Source organism: Rothia sp. SCPM-O-B-18226 (M350) (assembly GCF_058213595.1).
Window position 1 is genome coordinate 209,739 of sequence record NZ_JBYQJS010000001.1, and the last position, 19,165, is coordinate 228,903.

Genomic DNA, 19,165 nt, shown 5'->3' on the forward strand with positions numbered 1-19,165 from the left:
TTAGCGGCCCTCCCCGTGAGGCGTTGCGGAACGCATGCGCCGCGCGAGGGAGCGGGCCGCGGAACTCAGAGTGCGCAGGGCGCCGCGTCCCCGCGACCGGTCGGCAGCGAATCGGGCCTCCAGCTCGCGCTGACGCGCATCCATAGCGGCCTGACGAGCCTCAATGCGCTCTAGCCGCTCCCCGAGGGAACGCAGAAGATCCAGGGATTCGCGGGTCAGGTCGTGCCCGTCAATCACGCGACGTTCCAGATCGGCCATCAGGTGCGCCTGATAGAGGTACGGGCCCGGACGCCCGCCGGACTGCAGGTCGTCGCGAATCGCGCGGGCGCGCACGCTTGCATCAAAACGGGCGTGCTCGGCCTGGCGCTGCACGCTATTGGCCTCCGCGCCGTCGGCCTCCGGGCGCAGCGACCAGTAGGCGAGGGGTTCGTCCACGAGCAGCACCTCGGTCACTGCGGCGGCACGCAGGTTGAACTCCCAATCGCCGACCACGGGCAGGGACTCGTCGTAGAAACCGACCAGCTCGTGCAGGCGGCGACGGTAGAGGATGCCAATGGGTACCGTGCGGTTGGTGCGGTAGAGGAACTGCAGTCCGAACCCGGGCAGGCCGTCGTGGAAGATGCGCTCCTCGTACACCTCGAACTCGCCCTCGGGGGTTTCGCGTTCATAGCGTTCCACCACGCGGGTCGAGCAGATGAGTGCTTCGCTTGCGCGCAGGGCCCCGACGGTGCGCTCCAGGAACTCGGGGGCCCACAGGTCGTCATCGTCGTGGATGGCCACAAATTCGCTGTCGGTGGCCGCCAATCCGGCGTTCGAGGCCGCCTCCATATTCCCGCCGCCGGTGGTGAGCAGCATGAGTCGCGGCGCATCGCCCTCCAGCAGGTGCGCGAGGGGCGAAGCCTGCAGAATGGCGCGGGTGGCAGACTCGTCCCCGCCGTCGTTGATGACGCAGACCGTGTAGTCGGTGAAGGTCTGCTCGGCGATATTGGCCAGGGCGCGGCGCAGGAAACGGGGGCGGTCCTTCGTGCGGACCAGAACAGCTACGGTGGGGGAGGGCATAGTCACTTATCGATTGGGGGAGGCCGTGTGAAGGCTCGTGAACTCACACCATTATGAAGGGCGTTAGCTCCCGCGCTCAACCCGCGCCGACCATAGATGAGAAAGGGAATCAGGTGGGGTCTACGGCGGCCCCGCGAAGCCTCAGAGAAGCGCCTGAACCGCCATCATGACCGCCACACCGACAATAAAACACGCCGGAATGGTCACAATCCACACCAGCAGAATCTGAAGCACAATGCGGGGCTTCAACGCGTTGAAACGCTGGTTAACACCCGCACCCAGGGTCGATGCGGTCGCCAGGTGCGACGAAGAGAAGGGAACCTGCAGTAAAAAGTACCCAAGAATCTGCACGGCGGCGGTGGTTCCCTGCGCGACGGCGCCGCGGAGGGGATCGATGCGCACCATCTTGTACGCGAAGGTGTAGCCGATGCGCCGCCCGCCGCTGAGCGTTCCCAGGCCCAGGGCCAGGGCGATGAAGAGCGTGCCGAGGAGCATCCCTGCGGTGTCCAGGCGGTACGTTCCGCTGGAGCCTGAATGGTCGCCGAGCAGGGGAACCATGAGCGACCACAGGAGCAGGTACAGATAGCCTGTCTGCACCCCGTGCAATAGTGAAATCGCGGAGGAGGACACCGCGAGCACCTCGCGGGAGTGCTGGTTGACCATGCGCGGGTTGTGCCCCACCACGAGCCGGTAGAAGGGAATCACCATGACCCAGGAGAGAACAAAAATCAGCGGAGGCAGGTAGAGCAGGGGCCAGAGGGTCGCCTCGAAGATGTGCGGCAGAAACGAGCTGAGGTGCAGTTCCTGGCTGCCCTGCGTGCTGAATCGGGCCCACCAGCTGACCCCGGCCAGCGCGCCGATGAGCGCGTGGGTCGAGGAAGAGGGCAGGCGGAGCGCCCAGGTCAGCATGCCCCAGATGGAGCAGACGAGCAGCGCGGCGAGGATGCCGCTCAGGCCGGTCTCGCCCTCGGGGGCGCTCACCCAGGTGGCCGAGTATTCGCCCAACAGCAGGAAGGCGCTCACGACGCCGAGGACGTTGAAGAGCGCCGCCAGGTAGAGGGCCGAGCGCTCGCCGAGGGCGCGAGTGCGCACGGGCACGGCGACCGTGTTGGAGGCGTCGTGCATGCCGGTCACGTAGACGGCCGCGCCGAACGCGCAGAGGGCGAAGGGAATCAGGAGCATTAGGACTCCTGCACGATGATGCGGCCAATCTCGGTGGAGACATCGCGCATCGCGTTGGAGGCGGCGGTCAGCTGCGCCAGGAAGGTCACGTAGCGGCGGTAGCGTTCGTGGGTGTAGCGGGTGGAGATGTGGGCTTCGTACTCTTCGGCGGTGCGCAGGGCCTGCCGCGAGATGCGGAGCATGTCCATCCAGTAGTTGTCGAGGCCGCGGATATCGGCGAGCTTGGGGATGACGGCCGCGGTGAGTACGGCCTGCCGCTGGATGATATCCAGGATTGAGGTGATGTGCGTGGCAAAGCCGTCAATGCTGTGCAGGGACAGCACGTGCGCGGCGCTCGTGAGCTTTTCAACAGCGGTGGTGAGCTTACGGGCCAGGGTGTAGATGTCCTCGCGCGGAATCGGCGGGGAGAAGGAGCTACGCACCTCGGTGAGGGTGCGGTAGAGCAGGTCGGTGGAGTCGGCCTCGTGCGCGAGCATGCGCTCGAAGAGGGCGGGGTATTCGGCGACGGGGGAACCCACCATTTCGGAGAGGAGCGCCGCGGCCTCGCCGACCTGGGCCGAGATTTCGGCGAGGGAGGCGAGGGATTCGTTCGCGTGGGGGAAGAGGCGGTGCAGCATAGTTCCCAGTCTAGCGAGTGGTCGGGGCTGAGGAGTATTTTGGACGCGGCCCGTGCCCGGAACCTATACCCGGAATCCGTGCCCAGAACCTGTACCCGGGGCCCATCCGCAATAATATATTCTCAATTTCGCATATACGGGGTTTGTGGCACGGCGTGAAGAGATGCGCCAGAACCGGGCGCCAGAACCGGGTGCTGGAACTGGGGCCGAGATACGGACCAGCCCAGACTGAACCGGGCTATCTCGGGCTATCTCGGGCTGATTCGGGCCGAGATACGGACCGGCCCAAACCAAGATGCAGACCATAAGGTACAGGCCGACAACATAAAACGGTGGGGGTCGATTTCTCGACCCCCACCGGAACGTTTAGGGATGTCGGGTTGGGAGCGCCTCTCGGCGGAAGGCCGCTCGAAGCGGCTAAAGATTTGGAGCCCGGGGCTACCTATTAGCAACCCGACATCTTGTAATTATTATCCACCCGCACCCGGCGCAGAGTCAATCGGAAACAGGCTTTTCAGGCCTTTGCGGCCCAATGTGGAACCTGTGCCAACTCATGAAACCAGCCCGGATATTGAAGCACCGGCCCTTCCCTAAACCATAGAATCTGACAGGGTGTTGCGCGTTTCAATAAAGCGCTTTATCGGGCCCCTATCGGCAGGGATTGAGCGCGGCGCGAACAGCGGCAGCCGGCAAATCGAGGAACCCAGCGGAGTGGGGCACCCGGCCTCTACGCGATTTCCCCCGGATCTCGTCGAGAAGCCTCCGCGGCGCGCCACTGGGCGGCCACCGCCTCCAGGTCCTGCGCGTCCTGCTCGAGCTGCGCCGCCTGCCGCGGCATGCGCAGGTGACGCTCGACCGCCTCACGCTTAATCTCGTGGCTTGTCGCCACCGGAGTCACCGGCGCCGGATTACGCGAGTACCGCGCGAAATCCACGCGAATCCCCAGAGCCACAACGCGAGCGAAGGCCGCGCACCGCTCCATCGCCATATCCAGGTCCCCCGTGTACAGGCCGGCCAGGATCTCGTCAATCGTACGCACAACCTCCTCGGCGCCCGGCGGATCCGGCACCCCCGCCACCACGTGCGAGCGGTAGTCCTCCGCCATGCCCAGCTCAAAGGCGCGGCTCACCCCGCGCGGGGAGCGGTGCACCGTGTCCCGCAGCCGATACATGCGCCAGAGCGCGCCCGGCAGGGAGTGCGCGCTCGCGTGCGACCATAGTTCGGCAAGCATTTCGATGCCGTAGTCGTCGGTGAAGCTGACGAGCCGCTCGGTCAGCTCTCGATCCCGGCCGCGCCCGCGCGTCAGCAGGATGCGGGCCGAGGCGTGAGCCGCCTCCTCACGGGCGGCGGGATCCATGCCGCCCTCGTGCCGTTCGAACTTCTCGGAGGTAAAGAGGACGGGTCGGTGATGCGTGCGGCGGCGGGAGCGTCCGCCGGTGGAAGATGCGGATGTAGACATAGGATTACCCAGTGTACTCCTGCCGTGACCCCGCGCATTTTCGCCCGCCGTGCCGCGCCCCGCACCGTTCCGGAGGCGAGAGCCGTTAGTGTATAGTAGTTTTTATCTGCAGGCTGTATAGCTATGCGGAAAGAGCGCCTTTAGCTCAGTCGGTAGAGCTACGGACTTTTAATCCGCAGGTCGTGGGTTCGAGCCCCACAGGGCGCACCGAACGACCCGTCGCCTCCCGCTCAGCGGGGGTCGGCGGGTTTTTGCGTCGTTATTGGTTCTGTTGCTCAAGAGATGAGGAGACCCCGTGAGCGTCACCATTAAGAACCCCGAAGAAATCACGATTCTGGCCACCGGCGGCACGATCGACAAGTTTTACTCTGTCGCCGGCACCATGGATATCGGTGAGCCCGCCGCCAAGGACCTGCTCGACCGCGTCATTACCGACGTGCGCTTCGACATCCGCCCGCTCATCGGCAAGGACAGCCTGGATATGACCGACGAGGACCGCGCCGAGCTGACCGAGGCCCTGGACGCCGTCACCAACGCCCAGGTGCTCATTACCCACGGCACCGATACCATGCCCGAAACCGCCCGCTACCTGCTCGAGCACGCGAAGCTGGGTGAGAAGGTCGTGGTGCTGACCGGCGCAATGCAGCCGGCCGTCATGGCGCGCTCCGACGCCGGTTTCAACCTGGGTGCCGCAATCGCTGCCCTGAACCTGCTGGACCCGGGTGTGTACATCAGCATGAGCGGCCGCATCTTCCCGGCTGAGAGCGTTCGCAAGGACCGTTCCCGAGGTATTTTTGAGGGCTAACGCGCCCGAACCGGCGCAGTCGTCTGAATCGGCACAGTCGCCGGAGGAGCACGGCCCGCGCTCCGCCGCACCGGGGCCCCGCGGTTCGGAACTCTCCGAGCCAGCGGAGGCCCTCGTTGTGGAGCTTTGGGATATTGGCAGTAGCGAGCCCCTGCCAGCAAAGGTGCTCTACGCGGTGCGCGTCGTACTGCTCATCGCCCCCGCGCTCGGCATGGTGTACTTCTTCATGCGTGCGGCTCTCTTTCCCGTGGGTGCTGTGCCGCTCGTGTACCTGGTCGTGCAGGGTTGGTTGGCCACCATCTACCGCGCCGACCGCTCCGTCATGCTGATTTACTGGGGCAACGCCGTCTCGGCGCTCCTGGCCGCGGTGATGGGTGCCTTCTTCGCGTACCTGCTATTCGCCCTGCACGGGCCGGATGCGCTCTTTAAACACTTCGGGACATTCTACGCGGGAGCCGTATTTACGGTCATGGGGTCATTCGTGCTGGAGTTTTTCTTCTCGCTGTTCTACGCGGTGGTTCTGCGCCGGGTAATCAGGCGTAACGAGGCCTTCCACCGCGGGTCGTTCTCGGAGAACACCGGCGGCTAAAAGGGCACTGTCTGCCCCCTCTTTTCATGTTCGGGAAGCCTTCAACTGCGCATGATACGGTAGAGGCGTAAACCGTCGTCCACGCCGTCAGGAGGAGATATATGGGTACCCCGGACCGGACCACAGACGATTCCGCACCGTCCGTCGAAACCCCGGATGGCACCGCCGTGCGGACCCGGTACCAGGCGCCCATCCGCGACCTGCGGCCCGCCTCCGCGGAGGTGAGTGTCCCCTCCACCGCGATGCACCGCACGGTTCCCGCGAAGGCCGTGCCTCTTGCATCCCCGAAGGATGGGCCCCTACCCGCCCCGCACGTAGCGCAGGCCCCGACCACCTCCCTCAACCCCGCGGTGGCACCGGCCGCGCTTCCGGCGTTTCTGCGCACCTACTCCCGCGATGAGATTAGAATACGCCAGCGTCAGCTACGCAAAAACCTGCTGGTGCGCGTCGCCATTCTGAGTGTTCTGGGCCTGACGGAGGGCCTCATCATCGCCCAGTACACGCAGCCGCTGGCGATTTGTTTCTGGCTGCTTGCGGCCCTGTACATCATCGTCCAGGCCTGGCCGCTTCTGCGCCCGCCGAACGACGTTGCTGACACCTCCGTGTACAGCATCTGGGCGATTTGCTCGCTGATTGGGTACATTGGCGTGGGGCTGGTGCTCTCACCCATCACGTTCCTGCTTCTCATGCTGGACTGGGCGGGCGTCTCCATGGGCTTCGACCCGATGCTGGTGCTCTGTGGCCTAGGTCTGGTGTGGGTGAGTGAGGTTGGCCTGTCCCTACTAACGATTTACCGTTTCAACGAGTTGAGGACCGCGCTCACGCATCCCGCCCCGCAGGACGAGGCCGACGCATCCGAAGATTCCGGTGCGGGCGCGGAGGCCGCCCCCTCCGATTAGGATTCCGCCGGGACGCCCCGGCCGATGCACATAAGCTCACCGAACACACCGTATTTCACCACACCATACGTACCCCGCGCCTACCCGCCGCATCGATGAACCGTCGTATATCACGGCGCGCAGGCTCTCGAAAGATCCAACCATGCCTACCCCCGAACCCGCACCGCTCCCCGCGGCTCCGGCCGCTACCTCCCCCGAGGCGTCCGTGAAGTCCTCGCGCTCTAAACCGCCGACCCCGAACCTCGTGTCGGTTGCCGGCTGGGTGCTCCTGGCCATTTCCGCGGGCTGGGTGGCGCTGCTGGTGTACACCACTGTGTCGCTGACGACGACCCATCTTCCGCGCCTGTCCACCTGGCATTCCTCCACCCTCGTGGAGGCGCAGGCCTACTACCCGGTGCTCTTCCTGATGCTGTGCACCCTCGGAAACGTGGTGCTGCACAGTTTCTGCACGGTGGCGTTCATCCGCGGCTACCGCTGGGCCGCGGTGGTGCTTTCGGTGTCTCTGGTGATGGGCATTATCTCGGCGATGCTGATTATGCTGAGCGTGGGTGCCATGCTCGCCACGCTGAACGGTGCACCCAGCCAGGAGGTCGAGTTCCTGCTGAGCACCTCCTCGCCCCTGTACACGCCCGTGTACATCGCCGGGGGTTACCTGGTGGTGTGCGTCATCGCGCTGGCGTTGGTGTGGTCGCGCCAGTCGCGTGCCTACATGGCGGCCCGCAGCTCGTGGCGTTTGAGCCGCCGCAAGGACTACCTGCTCTAACCTCTGCCGCGGGCCTGCGGCCCGCCGATAGTTTATTCACCAACCACCGATAAGGACGAACCCCGTGACCCCTACTTCCGACCCCGCACACGAGTCACAAATCCGTACCGACCCCGACGGGCACGATGACACCGTAGAGGCGCCCGATGACGGCGAGGAACGGATTGAGCCGGTGCAGAAGACTTCAGTGCTAGTCGATATCTCCTTCTGCCTGGGCGTGGGGCTCATGCTCGTGTATGCGGGTTTGGACGCGCACCAGGCCCTCGCCTCCGCCGGACACGGCTGGGACATCGTCTCAATCTTCACCATTGCCGTGCCTCGCCTTCTGAGCGGAACCATCTGGGTGGAACTAATCATCCTGTGCTTCCTGGCGGTCCTGTGCACGGGTAGCAGGGGCGCACGTCAGACGCTGATGCTCTACGCGGCCGTCTGCTGCCTGAGCGGCATGCTCATCACCGCGGGTTCCTTCGACCTGGCCGGGTTTTTCTTCCCGGCCTTCACCGCGCTGAACCCCGCGACGAGCCCGGCCACCGCCTCCCTGACCGTGACGAAGGTGCTGGTCATCATCGTGGGCGTTGGTGCCGCACTTTTCATTTTTCTGCTGGGCCTTGTCTCTACTCGGGATGAGGATGTCGTCCGGTCCGAGGAGCCTCCGGCACCCGCGGCGGAGGGCGCGAAAAACGTGGCCGGGGCCGACGAAGAGGCGGGCATGACCATCGAGGAGAGGCAGGCCGCCCATTACCTGGAAATGCTCCGGCTGATTGACGAGGAGGAACGGGTTACTCGCACCCCCGCCGAGCAGCGAATCCTCGATCTTCGCGCGAAGATGGCGGTGACGGAAAACCCCCTGGAGAGGCAGCGTCTGGAGGGCGAGATTCTGCTGACGCTCCGCGCCGAGCGTGCCGGTCTGGAACCTTATGACGGCGAGCTCGACGGTGACGAACCGGCCGATGACGAGCCGGTCGATGAGGAGAACGTCCTCAGTCATCAGAGCGCAGGTGCAGAAACGCGTGCTCGTTTGGAAGAAGAACAGGTGCGGCGGAAAGAAGAGGAAGCCAACCGACGGGCTGAAGAGGCGGTCGCTCAGCAGTACGAGACGGCCCGCCGCAAGGCTGGCCGGAAGAAGCCTCGCAAGGAACAGCGCGGCTACAAGGACACCTCGGTGTACACCGAGGAGGGATACCGCCTCAACTAGCGGTGCGAGCCGTCCCCCAAACAGACTATTCGGTTCTCCCGTCGCGGGATGGAGAACATAGAAAGGAACGATAATGTCAGAGTACGGAGCTCCGGGATTAGCCCCTCAATACCAGCAAAGCCAGCCACGATCCAACGGTCGTCCTGTTGCTTTGATCTGGGTGACAGCGCTTACTGTGCTGATTATTTTGATTGGGGCGGCACAGTCTACCGTGAGCGCTTTGGAGCGGAACCATACCGCGATGAATTCAGAGGCGCTGACGCAAGTAACCATCCCTGCACTGGTCAAAATCATCCTGATGGACGCGGTAACTATTATCGCTCTGTTATTCCTCTGGCTACGGCGTAATTGGGCACGCATCGTCAGCATCGTTTTGAGTATTTTTGGCGCGCTGGGCGGTATTTTATACATTTATGGTTCCGTCATACTCTTCAACTCTGTCGATGTACAGACGCTGAGCGGTGCAGAGTTGGCGCACTTCGTTTTTGTTCTTGTGGTGGTGAATCTGCCTACTGTTTGTAACACGGTAATAACGGTATTGCTGTTCACCCCCAGTATGCGCCGGTACACGTACGCGGCTGGCGCGTACTAAAGGGTTACCTGTGTAAAGGGGCGCAATAGGGCCTGATATGTCAGGTAGTACCGGGGGAAGCAAGCTTTCGGTACCGCTACTTCACAGAGCTTGAGAGAACGCAAAAGGTGGGGATACCAGACGGTATCCCCACCTTTTCTCGTCCCCGGCTCATTGGCCTAGAGGGACTTCAAGCATTACTCAGCGGATTCGCGCTTAGCTTTCGAGCGGCCGCGCAGGTACTCGATAAAGACCGGCACCACGGAAACCAGCACAATAATCACGGCGATGTACTCGATGTTGTTGTGCACGAACGGAATACCGCCCAGCAGCACACCGGCCAGACCAATCACACCAATCCACGCAATGGCGCCGACGGTGTTCCACAGGTGGAACTTCTTACGGTCGTACGAAGAGATACCGGCCGCCAGCGAAACGAAGGTACGCACAATCGGCACGAAACGGCCCAGAACCAGAGCCAAACTACCGCGCTTCTGGAAGAACTCCTCAGTAGTGTGCAGGTTCTTCGTGCTCAGAATCTTCGCGTCATCCTTGAAGATGTTGCGGCCGTAGCGGGCACCAATCTGGTATCCCACCTCGGCGCCGGCCATCGCCACAATCACCAGCACGGGGAACGCAACCCACAGGGACAGACCCATCTGCTGGTGCAGCATACCCAGCGCAAAAATCAGGGAGTCACCCGGAAGAACCGGGAACAGCACACCCGACTCAATGAAAACAATGATCGCCGAAACAACCAGAACCCAGGGGCCGGTGTCGAGCAGGAACTGTTCAAGGTTAAGGCCTAGCAGCGCAACCGGAAGCTGCGCGAGGGCGGCGGCAAGAAAAGTCATGAAAAATCCTGAACTGTGAGTGGACCGCGCGCACGGATTGGCGGCGGCGGAGTAACACCAGCATAGAGAACGTGCCTATGGTGAACATAGTGCAAAACTATGCGGAGGCTGTGTAGCACAGAGACAATTCTACCGGGGTTTAGCCCGGATGCACGGGTGAGCGAGGCGTAAATCTCCGGGCCCGAGAACGAAATGGCGCGCAGTGATGCGGAACTCGCACGCCCTCCCAAGAAATGACCGGCTCCGAGGCCAGGATGCGCCGGGTGTGACATGATGGGAAGACAGCGCGTCGGAGCGCCCGCCCGCGAACCACCCACCGTCGGAGAAAACCATGAACCCCCAGCAGCCGGACACCGCCACCTCCCTGCGCGATGAGGCCCGCGAACTGTTGCGCCGCCTCACCGGCGCCTCCGAAGCCGACTTCCACGACGGCCAGTACGAGGCGATTCACGCCCTCGTGGCCGACCGCGCCCGCACCCTGGTGGTACAACGCACCGGCTGGGGTAAGTCCGCGGTCTACTTCATCTCCTCGCTGCTCCTGCGCGCCCGGGGTACCGGGCCGGCACTCATCATCTCCCCGCTGCTTTCGCTCATGCGCGACCAGGTGGCCGCCGCATCCCGCGCGGGGGTGCGGGCCGCCATGGTGAACTCAGCGAACGTCACCGAGTGGGACTACATCCGCGAGCAGGTCGAAGCCGACGAGCTCGACGTGCTCCTGGTTGGCCCCGAGCGGCTCAACAACCCGGCGTTCCGCGAGCAGTGGCTGCCGTTTCTCATGCCTCGCCTGGGCCTGCTCGTGATTGATGAGGCCCACTGCATTTCGGACTGGGGCCACGACTTCCGCCCGGACTATCGCCGCATTGGCGCGCTGATTTCTTCTCTACCCGCCGGCGTGCCCGTGCTCGCTACGACCGCTACAGCAAACGACCGCGTGACCCGCGATATCGCCGAGCAGCTGAGCGCCGCGGCCGGGGACGCACCCGAGGTGTACGTGGTGCGCGGCCCGCTCTCCCGGGCCTCCCTGCGCCTGGGCGTGCTCGCACTGCCCGACGAGGGCCAGCGCCTGGGCTGGCTCATGGCGCACCTGAACGAGCTACCCGGCTCGGGTATCATCTACGCGCTGACCGTTTCGGCGGCGGAGGATACCGCCTCCGCCCTGCGCGCTCGCGGATACGACGTGCTCGCCTACACCGGAAAGACCGACCCGGATGAGCGCATGGCCGCCGAGCAGGCCCTCAAGGAGAACCGCGTCAAGGCCCTCGTGGCGACCAGCGCTCTCGGCATGGGCTTCGACAAGCCCGACCTGGGGTTCGTGGTGCACCTGGGCGCGCCCTCCTCCGCGGTGAGTTACTACCAGCAGATCGGCCGTGCGGGCCGTGGGGCCGCCAACGCGGACGTCCTGCTGCTACCCGGGCGCGGGGACCGGGCCATCTGGGAGTATTTCGCGACCTCTTCGATGCCGGAGGAGGAGAAGGCCCTGCAGGTGCTGGCCGCCCTCGAGCAGACCCCCGAGGGCCTGAGCCTCACCGCGCTGGAGGCGCGTGTGCAGCTGCGCCGCTCAACCCTGGAGCTGCTGCTCAAGGTCCTGGACGTCGAGGGCGCCGTCGTGAAGGAGGGGAGCCGCTGGTGCCGCACCTCGGCTCCCTGGAGCTACGACCGCGAACGCTACGCGGGGGTTGCGCGTGCGCGCGTGCGCGAGCAGGAGTCCATGCTGGAGTACGAGCGGACGGAGGGGTGCCGCATGGTGTTCCTCGCCCGCCAGCTGGACGATACCTCCGCTCAGCCCTGCGGTCGGTGCGACCGGTGCGCCGGGCCCTGGTACTCGACGCAGGTTCCCGAGGAGGCGCAGCAGGCGGCGCGTCAGAGCTTTGCTACCGTGGGGGTTCCGGTGGAGCCGCGCCGCATGTGGCCCACCGGCCTGGACCAGCTGATGGGTGCCTCCGCTCCGCGTGGCCGCCTGTCGAAGGAGGAGCAGGCCGAGCCCGGTTATGCGTTGGCGCGCCTGAGCGATATGGGGTACGGAACGCGCCTGCGCGAGCTCTTCGCCACGAACGAGCTTGGTGAGCCGGTTGACTCTGAGGTGCCGACCGACCTGGGCCGCGCCTGCGTGAAGGTGCTGGCGGCGTGGCAGTGGGGTGCCGCGGGGCGACCGACCGCGGTGCTGACGTTGCCGTCGCCGGTGCGTCCTCGCCTGGCGCAGTCCCTGGGTCGGGGGCTGGCTGCGGTGGGTCGCCTGATGGATTTGGGGCAGGCTTCTTTGGTGGAGGAGCCCCGCTTCTTCGGTGGTAATAGCGCCTTCCGCTGTGCCGACGTTCTGCGGTCTTACCTGGTTCCGAGCGAGGTGCTGGACTACGTGCGCGAGAACCGCTGCGCGGTTCTGCTGGTTTCGGATCTGGTGGATTCCCGCTGGGCTAACACGGTGGTGGCTCGCGCGTTGAGGGAGGCCGGGGCCGCCGCGGTGTATCCTTTCTCTTTGGCCGCTACTCACTAGTCGCGTTTCACGCCCTTTTACTCCCCGACGAGGTTATATGTCATATTCGGAATATTTAAATTTGACGGTTGCTGACGGTTCTTCCACCGTGCTCAGTGACATTCCCGCGCGTGCCGACCACCGTGAGTGGATGGGCCTTGCCCTGGCGGAGGGGAAAGCCGCCGGTGAGCGTGGCGAGATTCCCATCGGCGCCGTCATCGTGGATGAGCACGGGACCGTCGTCGCCTCCGCCGGCAACACCCGCGAGCGGGAACACGACCCCAGTGCCCACGCGGAGGTGAACGCGATTCGGCAGGCGGCGGCGCGGCTGGGGCAGTGGCGGCTGGAGGGATGCACCCTCGTGGTGACCGTCGAGCCCTGCCTCATGTGCGCCGGCACGATTCTGGCCTCGCGCGTCTCGACGGTGGTTTTTGGCGCCTGGGAGGAGAAGACGGGCGCCTCCGGTAGCCGCTACGACGTGCTGCGGGACGGGCGGGTGGCGCCGGCTCCCGAAGTGTATGCGGGGGTGCGCGCCGAGGAGTGCGCACAGCTCATGCTGGATTTTTTCAGGGAGCGTCGCTCCTGAGCGCGTTCCTGCCCGCGTTTCTCGGTGGTGTGCCCCTCGGCGATGTACCTCGGCGGCGCACCCCTCGGCTGTGCCCTGTCGTCGGTATTCTGTTGCGAATAATTCGGCGAGTGGATTCTGCCGCTCTGCCCTGCCTCCCGGCCCAGTCCCCCCCCGTCGCGCCCGGGGCCTGTCACAGGGGCCTGTTCCCTGGGATTGTAGCGGGGGAGGAGGCCTGGTGAAACCGGTCATGGATTCGTGGCTTATTTGAACGAAAAACCCCAATTTTTTGAAAAATACTCCGAAAATTTCAAAAATAGACGCTTTTTCACCCGAAAATCCCCACAAAACCACACTTAACCGGGTCTACGATATATAAGCATCGGAGCCTGAGAACCCCTCCGCGTCCTTCAGCAGGTATCGCGGAACGAGGTCCTCGGGCTCGTACTTTTACCCGTTTCTACCCGTCGTACAGATTGAAGGGACCGCCGTGCTTCGCGTTGATAACATCTGGGCCAAGGGGCGTCACCACGCCCTTTTTGGCCGCACCACTTTCTCGGTAGGTGGGGGCGAAGTCATCATCGTTCAGGCCGACAGTCAGATGGAACGTACCTCCCTGGGCCTGGCCCTCACCGGCCGTTTGCCCCTGTCGGGCGGCGAGATTTACTGGAGCGCCGGCGATGAGGAGCCTCAGCCGATTTCAATGAAGAAGCTGCGCCGCATCAGCGACATTATCGATTCCCCCGATGTGACCTCCCCAGAGCAGCACATGCGCGTGCACGACTACGTCTCTGAGATGCTCTCCTACAATCTGCCGATTTTTGGTCGTTCCCGCGCGGGCCGCTGGTTGAAGGAGCGCGGCCTCGAGGATTTGGACGGCCTGTGGATGGACGAGCTGGACGGCGAGATGAACATCGAGCTCATGGCTGCCCTGGCACAGAGCAGCCCCTCGGATCTGCTGGTCTTCGATACCCCGTCGCGCCACCTGAACCACACGCGCATGTGGCTTCCCTTCCTCGAGGAGCTGGCCAACGATGAGGACCGTCCGCGCACCGTGGTGGCGATTGTCCCGCATATTTCCGATACCTGGCACGGTGCGCGTGCCGTGGTGGGTAGCGTCCACATGGATCAAGAGGGGGAGTTCGAGGCCCCCGAGGATCCGGCGGAGGAACCGACCGAGCCGGAGATTGACGTGATTGAGGTGCGTGAGGTGGAGGAAATCCCCTTGACCTCTTCGAGTCCCCTCACCCCCGCGGCCGGGGTAGCGGCCGAAGCCACCGTTGTGGCGACCCCCGTTCCCGCGGCGTCCGGCGTGACCGAAGCCGTTCGGGCCGTTGACCAGAACCCCGCTGACCAGAAACCCAACGCCCAGAAGACCGCTGAGAAGGAGTAAGAATGACTGTTCTGCGTGTTGCTCTTGTTGAGCTTAAGCGCCTGACCAGCGGTGTTTTGCCGGTCCTGGTGCTCATTGCGATGTCCTGCATCCCCCTGCTGTACGGTGCCCTGTACCTGTACGGCAACTGGGACGCCTACGGCCACGTGAACGGCATCGTGGGTGCCCTCGTGGTTGAGGATGAGGGCGCGACGGATTCTTCTGGCCAGCAGGTGAATACCGGTGCCGACGTGAAGAAGAATCTTCTGGACGCCGGCACGTTTGATTGGCGTCAGGTTCCGACCCGCGAGGAGGCCGTCAACGGCGTGGAGAAGGGCACCTACGATTTCGCGTTGGTGATTCCGAAGAATTTCTCCCGTAACCTGCAGAGCGCCGCGGCGTTTAAGCCGGATGCCAACGGTAATACGGGCACGATTGATCCCCAGTCAGCCGGTATTGAGATTGTCACGAATGACGCAAACAACTACGTGCTGACGAATATCGTGACGAAGGCGGGCACATCGGTGCGCGATTCGGTGGCGTCGAAGGTGGGTAATGCCACTGCGAATGCGTTGCTGGCAAGCTTCACCACGATTCACTCGAAGATGGGGGAGGCGGCCAGCGGCGCAGAGAAGGTGAACACCGGCACGGTCAAGCTGGCCGATGCGATTGTTCAGCTCAAGGACGGCTCGGCCACGGTGAACGACGGTGCCCTCAAGCTGAAGGACGGCACGGTCACCCTTTCTGATGGCACGACCCAGCTGGTGGATGCGCAGAAGCAGCTGGCCGATGGCGCGGATAAGCTGGCAAGCGGTGCGGCAACCCTGGACTCGGGCGCCGCAACCCTGAATTCGGGCGCCGCGAAGCTGGTGGACGGCTCGACCACCCTGAAGAACGGCACTTCGACCCTGGCTTCTGCCGCGGCTTCGGCTTCTGACGGCGCGTCGAAGCTGAAGGACGGCTCGGCCACCCTGGCTCAGGGTACTTCTTCGCTGAAGGATGGCTCGGCCACCCTGGCTCAGGGCGCGAACAGCCTGGCTGAGGGCACCCACAAGCTGCGTCAGGGCCTGGATGAGTCGGGTATCCGCGAGCTGCCGGGCCAGCTGAACGCGATGTGTCAGCACCTGCAGCAGACGGATACCTCCGCCCCGAGCGGTGATTTCGGCCGCGACCTGTCGAATACCGTGGTGTCGGCGAGTGCGCAGAGGCTTCGCGAGCGTCTGGCGCCGATGGTGGCCGCTGGCACCATGACCCAGCAGCAGGCTGATGAGCTGGTGTCTTCGGTGGATTCCGATGAGTTTAAGGGTGAGGTGGCAACGCTGAACCAGAAGGCTCTGGAGTCTCATCTAGCCTCGCGCAGTGCGACTGCCGCAGATGCTATGTCGAAGCTGCAAGCCCTGAAGTCGAGCCACTGCGTCGCGGACGGTTCTTCGTCCTCGGCGGCTAAGATTCAGACCCTAGTGTCGGGCGTGGACGCGCTGGATGCTGCCTCCACCTCGGTGGCGAAGGGCGCCTCTTCCCTGGCTGAGGGTGCGGCCCGCGTTGATAGCGGTGCCTCTTCGCTTGCTTCGGGCGCGGCTACCCTGGCCGATGGTAACGCCCAGATTGCTTCGGGTGCATCCTCTCTCGCTTCGGGCGCCGCAACCCTGGCTGAGGGCACCGAGAACCTGAAGTCGGGTACCGATTCGCTCAAGAGCGGTACCGCGACCCTGAAGGACGGCACGAGCACTCTGGCCGAGAAGGAGCAGAGTGCCGTCGAGGGCCAACAGAAGGTGGCCGATGGCGCGTCGAACCTGAAGGACGGCGCGTCCCAGCTCACCGAGGGTACGGAGAAGCTGGCCAGCGGCACGGATCAGCTGAATAGCGGTGCCTCGGAGCTGAAGGATGGCACCTCCTCCCTGCAGAGCGGCCTGGCTTCTGGCACGAAGCAGGTTCCGAACCTTTCGGAGTCGGATCAGACGAAGGTTGCCGACACGATGTCGAACCCTGTGACGCTCTCGCACAATTCCCTGGCTTCGGGCCGTAACTACGGTGAGGGCATGGGTCCGTTCTTCATGTGCCTGGCGCTGTGGATTGGTGGCCTGATGCTGGTTCAGACGCTACGCGTGATGAATAACCGTGCGTTGGCTTCGCACGCCCCGTCGGTTCGCGTGATGCTCGGTAGCTGGATGCCCTTCGGTCTGGTGGGTATTGCTCAGGCGACGCTCATGTTCGTGGTGATTAAGTTCGGTCTGGGCTTTGAGATGGCTCACCCGTGGCTGGCGTGGTTGTTCCTGTGCTTTGTGGCTCTGATCTTCACCGGATTTATTCACGGTCTGACGGTGTTCTTGGGTGCTCCCGGCAAGCTGGTGGCTCTGGTGGTCCTGATTCTGCAGCTGGTGACCGGCGGCGGCACGATGCCGTACGAGACTCTGCCCGAGTCGATTCGTTGGATGCACGATTTCTTCCCGATGGGTTATGCGGTGACGGGTATGCGTCGCCTGTCGTATGGCGTGAACGAGTCGAGCCTGTGGGGCATCATGCTGGTTCTGACCCTGTGGGGTCTGGCGGGCTTGCTGCTGGGTTACCTGGGCACGCGACGTGATCGCACCTGGTCGTTGAAGAAGCTCGCACCGGAGATCACTGTCTAATAAAATAGAGGTATACCTGCAAAAAGGGAGGGAGGACTTCTGATGTTGCAGCGACCAGTCGCTGAAGCTGCAAGTCGTCGTCCCGGCCGTACTGGTAAAACTCAGTTGAAGTTGTTCAACGCTGCTATGGATATCATGACCCAGAAGGGGCTTGAGTACGCCACTGTTGAAGAGGTGGCTGCTCGGGCGGGTGTTTCTAAGGGAACCGTGTATTACAACTTCGGTTCCAAGAAGACTATGGTGGATCAGCTGGTTCAGTACGGCACGCAGTTGCTGCTGAGCGATGCGCGCCGCGCGGCGTCGGCCCAGTCCGACCCGCGTGAGGCGTTGCGGAGTGCCGTTCGTGCCGCGTTTCAGTACCTCGAGGACCGCCCGGGCTTTACCCGGATGTGGCTTTCGGAGGCCTGGAAGGGTGCGGAGGGTTGGACCGAGACGATGAGCGATAACCGTCAGGATCTTCTGGAGTATCTGGAGGAGATGACGGAGGCCGTATCTCGCCGCTACACGGTTGATACCGCTCAGAATCCTCGTGCGATTGCGATCTCTATGTTCGGCGCGATTTACATGCTTGCCATGGATCGCGAGGTCCATCAGGTTGACCGCAACGCTGAGGACGCGACGCGTGCTGTCATGCTGGTTATAGATGGGTATATCCGTCATTAGACGAACCCGCCGGGTTCGTTGATGTTGCCGGGACTTCGGTGTCGGGTGTCGAAAAGGGCACGGTAAAAGGGCCGTGAAAAGGGCGACACCCGGTTGCCGCACGCGTTTTTGCCCCGGTGGGAGAAGATACATCCCATCCCTGTGCTTTTCTTGCCCTTTTGTCTTGGGGTGTGCTACACTTTTCCACTGTTGGTGGTGTGTCCGAGCGGCCGAAGGTGCATCACTCGAAATGATGTTTGGTGTAAAAGCCAACGGGGGTTCAAATCCCTCCACCACCGCACCAACGAAAACCCGTCGAGCTGAGCTCGGCGGGTTTTCTGTTTGCCGAATTATGCGGCTCGCCTGTGAATGTATATGCGAGTGCGAGTAAAATTTATGCCATGCGTATTAAGATTCTTGACCACCCGCTGGTCGCCCACAAGATTAGTGTTCTGCGCAATAAGAACACCCCTTCCCCGATTTTCCGTCAGCTGGTTGACGAGCTGGTGACTCTCCTGGCCTACGAGGCTACTCGCGAGATTCGCGTGGAGGAGGTTGAGGTGGTGACTCCGGTGGCTACCACGACCGGTGTGCGCATCGCCAACCCGAAGCCGCTGGTGGTGCCGATTCTGCGTGCTGGTCTGGGCATGCTGGAGGGCATGACCCGCATGGTGCCGACCGCCGAGGTGGGTTTCCTGGGTATGGCTCGCAACGAGGAGACCCTGGACATCGTGACCTATGCCGAGCGTCTGCCGGAGGATTTGACGGGCCGTCAGGTGTACCTGCTGGATCCGATGCTGGCCACCGGCGGCACCCTGATCGAGGCTATTAAGTTCCTGCGTAAGCGCGGTGCCGAGTCGGTGACCTGCGTGTGCCTGATTGCCGCCCCCGAGGGTATCGCCGCCCTGGAGAAGGGCGTTGAGGGCATGGAGAACGTGGACCTGTTCCTGGCTGCCCGCGATGAGCGCCTGAACGAGAAGGCCTACATCGTTCCCGGTCTGGGCGATGCTGGCGATCGCCTGTACGGCTTGGCTGAATAATTTTTGATTCGGCTTCGCGAGACGGTTTCGCGAGACCAATTGTGCGCCGTCCCCGCGCTGGCTATTTCGATAGCCCGCGCGGGGACGCTTTTGTCTAATAGGGCGTGCGTACGATGCGGGATGGGTGGTGTCGATGATTCCCCCCCTCCGTCGAGCGGGGGATGATTCAAAAAATCTACATGTGACAAGAATCATTTCATGTGGATATTGTTGGGTTAATGAGGGGTATTTGAGGGTCTCTTAAGCTTTGATTGAGGGCATGAAAATACAGTGCTCCGCGTCATCATGCCGCTTTAGATGAATATTTATGTAGATGGGGCGCGACGGGGCTTGATGCGGGACGAGTCTGGCCCGGATGAGTGGGGATGTATTGTACTCCTTTTTGGATGCGGGAAGTATCCACGATGCCGAATCCGCTTGATTTATCCGTCAAATAGGAGAAATATTAAGAGA

At 63.2% G+C, this 19,165-nt stretch carries 17 protein-coding genes and 2 tRNA genes; 14 read left to right on the forward strand and 5 right to left on the reverse strand.

Features of this window, described 5'->3' with window-relative positions; genetic code table 11:
* The 4 genes from AC3E6W_RS00910 to AC3E6W_RS00925 form a co-directional block, all read right to left on the reverse strand.
* Positions 1–1,059, reverse strand: coding sequence for a glycosyltransferase family 2 protein (locus AC3E6W_RS00910; RefSeq protein ID WP_490652107.1), 1,059 nt, complete (start codon positions 1,057–1,059; stop codon positions 1–3).
* Positions 1,060–1,200: 141 nt separating this feature from the next.
* Positions 1,201–2,241: an inorganic phosphate transporter gene (locus AC3E6W_RS00915; protein WP_490652108.1), complete on the reverse strand. Its 1,041-nt coding sequence runs from the start codon at positions 2,239–2,241 to the stop codon at positions 1,201–1,203.
* A complete protein-coding gene (locus AC3E6W_RS00920) occupies positions 2,241–2,858 on the reverse strand; it encodes a hypothetical protein (protein ID WP_049333407.1) in 618 nt (205 codons plus the stop codon). The genes AC3E6W_RS00915 and AC3E6W_RS00920 overlap by 1 nt, the downstream gene beginning before the upstream one ends.
* 727 nt (positions 2,859–3,585) lie before the next feature.
* Entirely contained in the window at positions 3,586–4,317 is a 732-nt protein-coding gene (locus AC3E6W_RS00925; RefSeq protein ID WP_490652109.1) for a histone acetyltransferase, read from the reverse strand.
* Positions 4,318–4,451: 134 nt separating this feature from the next.
* Here AC3E6W_RS00925 and AC3E6W_RS00930 point away from each other — a divergent pair.
* From AC3E6W_RS00930 to AC3E6W_RS00960, 7 genes are all read left to right on the forward strand, one after another.
* Positions 4,452–4,524: transfer RNA gene (locus tag AC3E6W_RS00930), tRNA-Lys, on the forward strand.
* 88 nt (positions 4,525–4,612) lie between these two features.
* A complete protein-coding gene (locus AC3E6W_RS00935) occupies positions 4,613–5,122 on the forward strand; it encodes an asparaginase domain-containing protein (RefSeq protein WP_314746918.1) in 510 nt (169 codons plus the stop codon).
* A complete protein-coding gene (locus tag AC3E6W_RS00940) occupies positions 5,112–5,711 on the forward strand; it encodes an amino acid transporter (RefSeq protein ID WP_490652110.1) in 600 nt (199 codons plus the stop codon). The genes AC3E6W_RS00935 and AC3E6W_RS00940 overlap by 11 nt, the downstream gene beginning before the upstream one ends.
* Positions 5,712–5,812: 101 nt before the next feature.
* Entirely contained in the window at positions 5,813–6,610 is a 798-nt protein-coding gene (locus tag AC3E6W_RS00945) for an organic solvent tolerance protein OstA (RefSeq protein WP_314870059.1), read from the forward strand.
* Positions 6,611–6,752: 142 nt separating this feature from the next.
* Positions 6,753–7,373 (forward strand): hypothetical protein, encoded by a 621-nt coding sequence (locus AC3E6W_RS00950; protein WP_049333415.1) that lies wholly within the window; start codon positions 6,753–6,755, stop codon positions 7,371–7,373.
* 64 nt (positions 7,374–7,437) lie between these two features.
* Positions 7,438–8,568, forward strand: coding sequence for a hypothetical protein (locus AC3E6W_RS00955; protein ID WP_490652111.1), 1,131 nt, complete (start codon positions 7,438–7,440; stop codon positions 8,566–8,568).
* 73 nt (positions 8,569–8,641) lie between these two features.
* Complete coding sequence (locus AC3E6W_RS00960) at positions 8,642–9,160, forward strand: hypothetical protein (protein WP_049333418.1); 519 nt, start codon at positions 8,642–8,644, stop codon at positions 9,158–9,160.
* Between the two features lie 176 nt (positions 9,161–9,336).
* Here the strand turns inward: AC3E6W_RS00960 and AC3E6W_RS00965 are convergent, their stop codons facing one another.
* Positions 9,337–9,993 (reverse strand): DedA family protein, encoded by a 657-nt coding sequence (locus AC3E6W_RS00965; protein WP_049333420.1) that lies wholly within the window; start codon positions 9,991–9,993, stop codon positions 9,337–9,339.
* Between the two features lie 331 nt (positions 9,994–10,324).
* Between AC3E6W_RS00965 and AC3E6W_RS00970 the strand changes: the two genes are divergently transcribed.
* The 7 genes from AC3E6W_RS00970 (at position 10,325) to upp (ending at position 18,712) form a co-directional block, all read left to right on the forward strand.
* Entirely contained in the window at positions 10,325–12,484 is a 2,160-nt protein-coding gene (locus AC3E6W_RS00970; RefSeq protein WP_490652112.1) for a RecQ family ATP-dependent DNA helicase, read from the forward strand.
* A gap of 37 nt (positions 12,485–12,521) precedes the next feature.
* Positions 12,522–13,049, forward strand: coding sequence for a nucleoside deaminase (locus tag AC3E6W_RS00975; RefSeq protein WP_490652113.1), 528 nt, complete (start codon positions 12,522–12,524; stop codon positions 13,047–13,049).
* Positions 13,050–13,518: 469 nt separating this feature from the next.
* A complete protein-coding gene (locus AC3E6W_RS00980) occupies positions 13,519–14,421 on the forward strand; it encodes an ABC transporter ATP-binding protein (protein ID WP_239665907.1) in 903 nt (300 codons plus the stop codon).
* A 2-nt stretch (positions 14,422–14,423) separates the two neighbouring features.
* The gene (locus AC3E6W_RS00985) at positions 14,424–17,030 is read left to right on the forward strand and encodes a YhgE/Pip domain-containing protein (protein WP_490652114.1); all 2,607 of its coding nucleotides are present in this window, start codon (positions 14,424–14,426) and stop codon (positions 17,028–17,030) included.
* 42 nt (positions 17,031–17,072) lie between these two features.
* On the forward strand, positions 17,073–17,693 hold the full coding sequence (locus tag AC3E6W_RS00990) for a TetR/AcrR family transcriptional regulator (RefSeq protein WP_049333429.1): 621 nt from the start codon (positions 17,073–17,075) through the stop codon (positions 17,691–17,693).
* A 191-nt stretch (positions 17,694–17,884) separates the two neighbouring features.
* Positions 17,885–17,971 (forward strand) — tRNA-Ser (locus tag AC3E6W_RS00995).
* Positions 17,972–18,073: 102 nt separating this feature from the next.
* The gene (gene upp, locus AC3E6W_RS01000) at positions 18,074–18,712 is read left to right on the forward strand and encodes a uracil phosphoribosyltransferase (protein WP_490652115.1); all 639 of its coding nucleotides are present in this window, start codon (positions 18,074–18,076) and stop codon (positions 18,710–18,712) included.
* Positions 18,713–19,165: the final 453 nt, after the last annotated feature.